Below are 8,483 nucleotides of genomic sequence, written 5' to 3'. Positions count from 1 at the left end.
CTCCTTGCCCAGCATGAAGGTTGAATCAGATTTGCACGCCTAAGGGAATCCCACGCCGATTCAGCCTCAATTCATTCCGCTCTAGGTGTTCCGGCCAATATAGGAAGGCCCTGGCGTTAAGCCAGCCTTTGGCCCGCTGTCGCGAGTTCGCACTGTTGGATTTTGGTTCCGCCGGCAGCGATGTATACGAGCGACACCGGCTCCAACGTCGAGGTCCGAAGAACGATTCGAGAGGCATCGCAACCCTCGGCCCTATGACCGAGGACTATTCCTCTCGAAGCGTGGCTTGTCGCCCGTCGCGAGGCCGAACCGCTCGTACAGGCCTTGGGCATATGCGCTTGCCGAAGCTTGCGCCGTCGCTCCCAGATCGAAGCGGGCAATCGTTTCGGATTGCACGCGCGCGATCTCCTGCAGATGGCTGGCGTTGAAACTCCCTATCGTGACGCTTGATTGGTGCCGGCGGTGCGAATTGAACGCGCGAGGATGAAACGCAATATTGCCCTTCTCCAGTAATCGCAGATAGGTGACCCAGTCGCCCGCATTCCTATAGGATGCGATTTCGTCGAGGCTCCGGCTGAGTGTCTCACGCAGCGCTTCCCTTCGAAACAAGACGCCACTGACGTTTGGAATGGTGTTCTTGAGGTAGAGCGCCTCGGCGATTTCCTGGCGGCCGTCCACGACGTAGGGCTTCGTCCAACGGGACCGATCGATATCGGCCACATAGTCGAGATAGTGCTCGGACAGAACGCGGCCGGTGCCGTCTATCTGGCGCGACTGGCAATAGCTGATCACCACTTCCTTGCGCTCGAAAGCGGGCAGAAGCTCGACCAAAAAATCGGGATCGGCAAGATCGTCGGCTTCGGCGATCCAGATGTAATCGCCGCGCGCCATTTCGACCCCACGCATCCACTGGCGGAATACCGAGCCCGAATTTTCGGCGTTCAGGACCAGCTGGAATGGAATGTCGCAACCGGCCAGAAATTTCTCGATGACTTCGACGCTTTCGTCGGTCGAGGCGTCGTCGAGCACGATCAACTCGTAGGGCCTTGTCGTCTGATCGACGATCGAGTTCAGGCGCGCACCCAGATATCGAGCGTAGTTGTAATTCGGCACAATGACCGACACCCGCGGCGATGGCCTTTCGGAATAAATCAGCAGGTCATGCAGGTAGTGATTGAAGCTGAATTCCTGGCGAACAATATCACGTCCGACGCCCCCCAGACGCCGTGCTTCGCCCTGATTGTCGAGCAGATTGCCGATAGCCTTGGCCATCTCATCAGTGTCGAAGGCCTGCACAAGGATTCCGCAATCACGCTTCAGCAGATCTTGGAAGCCGCCAGCGCCTTCGAAGGCAACGACCGGCACTGTGGCATCAAGCGCCTCGAGCACCACCGAGGGGAACGGATCTTCACGCGAGGTCAAGGCGTAGATGTCTGCCGCGAAATAGTACTCCTGCGGATTTTCCACCAATCCGACAAAGCGGAAGCGGTTCTCGAGTCCCGCTTCCTTCACCCGACGCATTTGCTTGGCGTGAAAGACAGTATCGACATGGCCGACCCAGACTGCAACCGCATCCGACCTGGATGCCATAACCTTGAGGCAAGCATCAACGAAAAGATCGAGGCCCTTGCGATGGTCGGCATAGCCCGCGCACAAGATGATGCTGGCTTTAGTCGAGAGCTGCAATTTCGCGCGGATCGCCTCGCGGACCCGTTGGCGATCATCGGCGTGGTAGGGCGTACGCAGATAGAGTCCTTGCGGCCTGACTACCGACTGGTTGACCGGCCCGCCAACGAACTCTTCGAATCCGGCTTTGACGATCTCGGCTGGGAAAACGACCGTGTCAGCGCTCTCGACAATGGCTGCGGCTGCGTCAGCAAGACCATAGGACGCCAATATTCCGGGCAGTTCGTGGACGAGGCTAACGGTGCGAAACCCCGCCCGCTTCAACAGCGGCACGAGCCTACCCGATACGGTGGTGTTGACAACGGCCACTTCGGCGCCGTTGTTTCTGATGGTGGCCAAGCGTTTCAACACATCGGCATCGCCTTGCTCAGGCAAGTTGATCCTGTGCACGGTCGCGGCGTGGGCGAAACGGCCGAGTAACGGTCCATCACCCAGCACAATGAGATCGGTGTCAAAGCCAAGTAGCTTGAATCCCTTGGCCATATTGAGAGCCAGCAATTGCGCTCCATGGGGATGGGCGTCGTGCGAAACGATTACGATCCGGGACTTGGATTTCCTGTTGGCCGCCTCCAACGCGTCGCGGGTCGCTTGCAGGTAGGCGTGGCCGTTGGCGCTATCGGGCTCCAGATGGGCGCCTTCCGCCCACTCGTTCCAGGCATTGACGAAAACCAGCCGCTCGGATGGCTCGCTGACATGGGCCAAGGTGTCCTCAATGGCATTGTCCAGCCATCTGCGGTAGAGCGCAGGGGTGTTGTTGATGAACACGGTGCCGCCGCGCTTGCGGCGTGCCGTATTGTCCCAGCCAGGGCAAACCGAACGGAAGAGCTTGTATTTGCGGGGTGAATAGGTCTCGCTGCGCTGCAGGAAAACCGACCAGTCATAGACGGTCGTGGCAAAATCCTCATGCAGCGGCGTCACTGTATGCGTGACATTTGGCGGTGCGGAATTGTTAGGCGGAAATTCCACAGCGGCATCGAACCCGTAGCGATCGGGCGGCACAGATTCGAACGATTGGGTGTAGGCCAGGAAAATCTCGCCAATGCCGTTCTCCCGGCACCAAGTCCGCCAGCGCCGCGCTGTCTCGGTTGCCGCCGGCAGCAGGCTTGGCCGATAGACGAGTAGCAGCGGCTTGCCACCGACGCGGATGTAGCGAGGGTCGCGAAGATAAGGCGCGACCTCGGCGATGAAGGCGAGATCGTCCTGGGGGGAATGGTCCTGGGCGATGAGGATCTCCTGGTCCATCCCGTCCCAACGGCGCGACCAGTTCTCATTGGCCCAGCAGACGCAGAACGGCATGTCGAGGCTCTTGTCCTCAAGCCAGTTCTCAAGCGGCTTTTCCAAGAGCCGCTTGCCCGCAAACCAATAAAAATAGAAGCAGAAGGCTTCCACGCCATAGAGCCTTGCCAGTTCGATCTGGCGGTGCTGCACGGCGGTATCGCGCAGATCATAATAGCCGAGCGCATCTGGCACGTGCGGCTGTTGATGGCCGGCAAATTGCGGCTCTGTGGGCCTGACATTGGTCCATTCAGTGAAACCCTGCCCCCACCATTCATCATTTTCGGGGATCGGGTGGAATTGCGGCAGATAGAACGCAATGATGCGCACCGGCTTCTGGAGCAGCGGCGGTGCCTCGAGACGTGGCACATAGACGGGTTCGGGCGCAAAGATCGGGCCAGAGCTGACCAGCGCCCCGTGCAACGCCATCCCGTTGGGCGCGTCGGGCGCCTCCATGTTTCTCCAAGCGCGGTAGGCATTCGTAACGCCAAACAGCGAAGGGAACGTCGAAAACACCGCTCTCTTTATCTTCCGCTTGACGTCGATAGGCAGCGGCAGATTGTGCCAGCAGGTGTAGGCGCCTCGAGCCACCAAGCGGCGAGCCATCATGGGTGTATGGCCGATCGCGCGGACGCGGTTCCCAATCCCGCGCAAAGGCTTGGTCAGTCGCCAAGACGTGCTGGCATAGACGGCATCAAGAACACCATGCAACCGGGTTTCCTCAGAGCGCGCATTGTCGCGTTCTCCAAGCAGCGTGCTCGTCGCCACCTGTGCAACCGACAGTTCTTCTCGCAGGACTTCGATCTCTTCGGCCCTGGCGATGGCCAGCGCCCTTGCCCGCGCTGTCTCGTCGGCGGTCGCTACGGCCTGCGCGCTCATCCGCGCGATCTCTTCGGCCCTGGCGATGGCCAGCGCCCTTGCCCGCGCGATTTCGTCTTCGCGATTCCGGAGCTGTTCGCGCATTTCGACTATCTCACTAGAGAAGGCCTCGATCTGCACTCCATGGTGTTTTATCAGTTGCCTGTTGGTTTCGATCTCCTCTTCCATAGTCGTCGACCGTAACGACCATGGATTTCCGGTTTGATCGGTCGCCTTGCTCTCGGTGTCGTCGAGAGGCACCACGCTCCCGTCGGCTAGCGCAGCCAGGCCGTGCACGCTGCGCGCGCCCAGGATATTTTCCGGAATCGGCCGCTTCGTAACAACGCAAAGCGAGTTCAAGAACTCAACCGAATGAACCGACGCGAGAGAAGCTTCATCGAATGCGGCTTGGTGCCTGTCCGCGAAAGTGGCCAGGGCATCGACCCGACGACGATCCAGCCCCCAATGCTCATGGTTGACCACGTCAAGCAGGCGCTTGAAGAACGACATCGAGGAAAGAGGATCATAGAGACCGCCCTCGAATTCCTGCCAGTAACTGCAATGCAGATCTTCCGCTATGTACATCCCCCCTTCAGAAAGATGGGGGAAGTATCGAGCGAACGAGCATATTATATCCGATGATAAATGCGATCCGTCATCAATTATAATATCATACTTCTCCGACCTCGCAATGATATCGCGCTCTACTTCACCGGTATTGGCGTTACCTACCGATATTTCAATCTTCTTGTCATCGAAAACCAGATTTCCGCAGGCCAGATTGATGTCGCAGCCGACGATAATTTCCGCATTCGGAAAATATTTTTGCCATATCTCTAGCGACCCGCCGTTCTGAACTCCAATTTCCAGAATCCGAACCGGCTTGTTTCGATACTCTGAAAAAATATGGTCATATGTGCTGAGATAGATTGACCACTTATCCGACACTTTGCCACGATGCGCGTTGTACAGGTCACGAAGTGAACCGTCGTGTTTTCCAGGCCGCGCGGCTTTCGCCTTGGCGCGCGCCTTCGGCGCCACCTCGCCGGCCGGTATACCATCGCGCATATTTTCGAGTGACGGATGCTTGCTCATGCCATCAATGCCTATTTCGTCCCATCGATGAGAAGCCGCCGCACCACCGTCTCCGTCGACTTCCGCCAGTCCGGCGCATCCCAGCCGTACGCGGAGGCGAATTTCGCGCTCGATAGCCGGGAATTGGCGGGGCGGCGCGCCTTGGTCGGGTAGTCCATCGTTGCAATGTCCCTTACCCGCGCCCAAGGGCCACCAGACACGCGGCTTGTGTCCAGGATATGACGGGCAAAGCCGCTCCAGTTGGCTTCGCCGGTTCCGGCCAGGTGATAGATGCCGGGCGCACTGACGCTCTTGTCGTCATGCAGCTGTGCTGCCGCATGCAGGATTGCGTCGGCGATATCAAGTGCGGATGTTGGATTTCCCCATTGATCGGCCACGACGGCGATCTCGTCGCGATCGGCGGCAAGCCGCAGCATGGTCTTGACGAAATTCTTGCCGAACGGGCTGTAGACCCATGCCGTGCGCAGGATCAGGTGGCGCGGGTTGGCCGATGCCACCGCCTGCTCGCCGGCAAGCTTGGAGGCACCGTAGACGCTGGCCGGTGCGGTCGCGTCGGTCTCGACATAGGCGCTGTCCTTCGAGCCGTCGAAGACATAGTCGGTCGAAAGGTGGATGATTGGAACGCCAAGCCGCCTTGCCGCTTCCGCCACCTTGCCGGCGCCGACGGCGTTCACCGCGAATGACAGGTCGGGCTCATCCTCGGCCTGATCCACGGCCGTGTAGGCGGCGGCCGACACGACGATGTCGGGCTTGGCGGCCGCAATGGCTTCGATCACCATCTCGGGTCTGGCCAAATCGAGTTCCGGCCGGCCAATGGCAACGACCTCCACGCCGGCGCGTCGCCGGCCGGCCTCCAGGAGGCTTGCCGCGACCTGGCCCTCGCGTCCAGTGACGACGACCCTCACGCGGCCCCCTTGCGCGCTTCGCCCAGTCTCTCGCCTGCATAGTGCTGTTCGCGGATCGGCCCCCACCACCATTTGTTGTCGAGGAACCAGTCCACGGTTCTGGCCAGCCCGCTGTCGAAGTTCTCGTTGGGCGCCCAGCCGAGATCACGGCCGATCTTCGATGCGTCGATGGCGTAGCGGCGATCATGGCCGGGACGGTCGGTGACGAAGGAAATCAGGTCGCGATAGCTCTTGCCACCGGCCCGGGGACGCCTGATGTCGAGCAGATCGCAGATCGTCTCGACGACGCCCAGATTCGTCCGCTCGGAATTGCCGCCGACATTGTAGCTTTCGCCCGGCTGCCCCTTGGTTGCGACAAGTTCCAGCGCGCGCGCGTGATCCTCGACGAACAGCCAGTCGCGCACGTTGGCGCCGGCGCCATAGACCGGCAGCGGCTTTTCGTCGAGCGCATTGAGGATGACCAGCGGGATCAGCTTTTCGGGAAAGTGATAGGGTCCGTAATTGTTCGAGCAGTTGGAAAGAACGACCGGCAGGCCATAGGTTTCGTGCCAGGCTCGCACCAGATGGTCCGAGGCGGCCTTGGAAGCGGAATAGGGCGAAGACGGCGCGTAGGGCGTTTCCTCCACGAACATGCCGCCATCGAAAGGCAGATCGCCGAACACCTCGTCGGTCGAGACATGATGGAAGCGGAAGCGGCTCTTCCGCTCCTCGGGCAGGCCGCGCCAGTATTCCAGCGCGGAATTGAGGATCTTGTAGGTGCCGACGATGTTGGTCTCGATAAACGTGCCCGGCCCGTCGATCGAGCGGTCGACATGGCTCTCGGCGGCAAGGTTCATGACGATGTCGATATCGTCCCGGCGGAGGATGTCGAGCACCGCCTTCTCGTCACAGATATCGGCCTGCGCAAAGCGGTAATTGTGCGCGTTCTCGATCGGCCGCAGCGATGCCAAATTGCCCGCATAGGTGAGCTTGTCGAGATTGGTCACGCGATAGGCCGGGTTGGCGCACAGATGCCGGCATACCGCCGAGCCTATGAAGCCAGCACCGCCTGTCACCAGAAAATTCATGCCACTGTCCTCATCCTTTGGCAATCATCAGGCAAACACCTCGGCGGCGGCCAATAGCGGCGCCTTCAGGTCCTTGTCCGAAAGCTGGAACCCGCCGGACAATGACGGCCATTCGATGCCGATGGCGGGATCGTCGAAACGGATAGACCGGTCATGCGCCTGCGAATAGGTGTCGGTGACCTTATACAGGACCTCGGTGTCGGGCACGAGCGTCACGAAGCCGTGCGCAAAGCCTTTCGGCACCAGAATCTGGTTGCCCTCTTCAGCCGACACTTCGAGTGCGACCCATTTTCCAAAGGTTTTCGAGCCGCGGCGAATGTCGACCGCGACGTCGAGAATGCTGCCGCGGATGACGCGCAGCAGCTTGTCCTGCGCCCGCGGCGCGAGCTGGTAGTGAAGCCCTCGCAAAACGCCTGCCGCGGCGGAATAGGAATGATTGTCCTGCACGAAAAGTAGATCTATCCCAGCCTGCGCAAAACGTTCGGCATTATAGGTTTCCACGAAAAACCCGCGCGCGTCGCCATGCCGCTTCGGCACGATTTCCAGCACGCCATCGATGCCAAGGGACCTGACTTCCAGCATCTAGCCCTCCGACAGGTCCACGACACGCCGCCGCAGATAGGCGGCATATTCGTTCTTGCCCAGGCGGTCGGCGCGACGCAGAACCTGGTCCGCCGTCAGCCAATCCTGTTCAAGGGCAATCTCTTCCGGACAGGCGACCTTGATGCCCTGGCGATGCTCGATGGTGCGCACGAAGGAAGACGCTTCGTGCAGGCTGTCTTGCGTACCGGTGTCGAGCCAGGCATAGCCGCGCCCCAGCCGGTGCACATGCAACTGGCCGCGCTCGAGATAGACATTGTTGACCGCCGTGATTTCGAGTTCGCCACGCGCCGAGGGCCGGATGGAGGGGGCGATGTCGACGACGTCATTGTCGTAGAAATAGAGACCGGTGACAGCCCAGTTGGATCTCGGGTTCTGCGGCTTTTCTTCGATCGTCAGCGCCGTCCCGGTGGCCTTGTCGAAGGATACGACACCATAACGCTGGGGATCCTCGACATGATAGGCGAACACCGAAGCACCCTTTTCGCGCGAGGCCGCAGTGCGACAAAGCTGCGACAGCCCATCGCCGAAATAGATGTTGTCGCCAAGGATCATCGACACGCTGTCCTTGCCGATGAAATCCCGGCCGATGATGAAGGCTTCCGCCAGACCGTTGGGTTGCGGTTGCTCGGCATAGGACAGATCGAGCCCGAACTCCGATCCATCGCCAAGCAGATCGCGAAAGACCGGCAGGTCACGCGGTGTTGAAATGACCAGAATCTCTCGGATACCCGCGAGCATCAAAACGCTCAGCGGATAATAGATCATCGGCTTGTCGTATATCGGCAGAATCTGCTTAGAGATTGCTAATGTTAGCGGATAAAGGCGCGTTCCACTGCCCCCGGCAAGGATAATTCCTTTCAAGAAGCTCTCCTTGACATGCCAAAGCCCCCTGGCCTTGCTGCTTGTGCTTAGGTTCCACGCAATGGCTTGTCAATCTCGGCAATCGACAAACGACCGGACCGCGTCCGGCGCCGCTCCCGGCAAGTCCACCTAC

At 59.8% G+C, this 8,483-nt stretch carries 5 protein-coding genes; all 5 read right to left on the bottom strand.

Annotation, left to right across the window (positions count from 1 at the left end):
• Window positions 1-252 precede the first annotated feature (252 nt).
• Genes NKH57_RS11370 through rfbA form a run of 5 tightly spaced genes read right to left on the bottom strand, consistent with a single transcriptional unit; the run spans window position 253 to window position 8,350 of the window.
• Window positions 253-4,914: a glycoside hydrolase family 99-like domain-containing protein gene (locus tag NKH57_RS11370; protein ID WP_352944245.1), complete on the bottom strand. Its 4,662-nt coding sequence runs from the start codon at window positions 4,912-4,914 to the stop codon at window positions 253-255.
• An 11-nt stretch (window positions 4,915-4,925) separates the two neighbouring features.
• Window positions 4,926-5,819 carry a dTDP-4-dehydrorhamnose reductase gene (gene rfbD, locus NKH57_RS11365; protein ID WP_352944243.1) on the bottom strand — a complete coding sequence of 298 codons (894 nt, stop codon included), beginning with the start codon at window positions 5,817-5,819 and terminating at the stop codon, window positions 4,926-4,928.
• Window positions 5,816-6,886: a dTDP-glucose 4,6-dehydratase gene (gene rfbB / locus NKH57_RS11360; protein ID WP_352944241.1), complete on the bottom strand. Its 1,071-nt coding sequence runs from the start codon at window positions 6,884-6,886 to the stop codon at window positions 5,816-5,818. Before rfbB ends, rfbD begins: the two co-directional genes overlap by 4 nt.
• Window positions 6,887-6,913: 27 nt before the next feature.
• Complete coding sequence (rfbC, locus tag NKH57_RS11355) at window positions 6,914-7,468, bottom strand: dTDP-4-dehydrorhamnose 3,5-epimerase (RefSeq protein WP_352944239.1); 555 nt, start codon at window positions 7,466-7,468, stop codon at window positions 6,914-6,916.
• Window positions 7,469-8,350: a glucose-1-phosphate thymidylyltransferase RfbA gene (gene rfbA / locus NKH57_RS11350; protein WP_352944237.1), complete on the bottom strand. Its 882-nt coding sequence runs from the start codon at window positions 8,348-8,350 to the stop codon at window positions 7,469-7,471.
• Window positions 8,351-8,483 lie beyond the last annotated feature (133 nt).

The sequence above is a fragment of the Mesorhizobium sp. M1050 genome, from assembly GCF_040318715.1.
Taxonomy (GTDB): Bacteria; Pseudomonadota; Alphaproteobacteria; order Rhizobiales; family Rhizobiaceae; genus Mesorhizobium.
This window is presented reverse-complemented; position numbering and strand designations above follow the sequence as displayed.

Bases quoted from the DNA above. Each gene is read 5' to 3' on its own strand.
- NKH57_RS11370 (WP_352944245.1), bottom strand. From the start codon at position 4,914: ATGAGCAAGCATCCGTCACTCGAAAATATGCGCGATGGTATACCGGCC.
- rfbB (WP_352944241.1), bottom strand. From the start codon at position 6,886: ATGAATTTTCTGGTGACAGGCGGTGCTGGCTTCATAGGCTCGGCGGTA.
- rfbC (WP_352944239.1), bottom strand. From the start codon at position 7,468: ATGCTGGAAGTCAGGTCCCTTGGCATCGATGGCGTGCTGGAAATCGTG.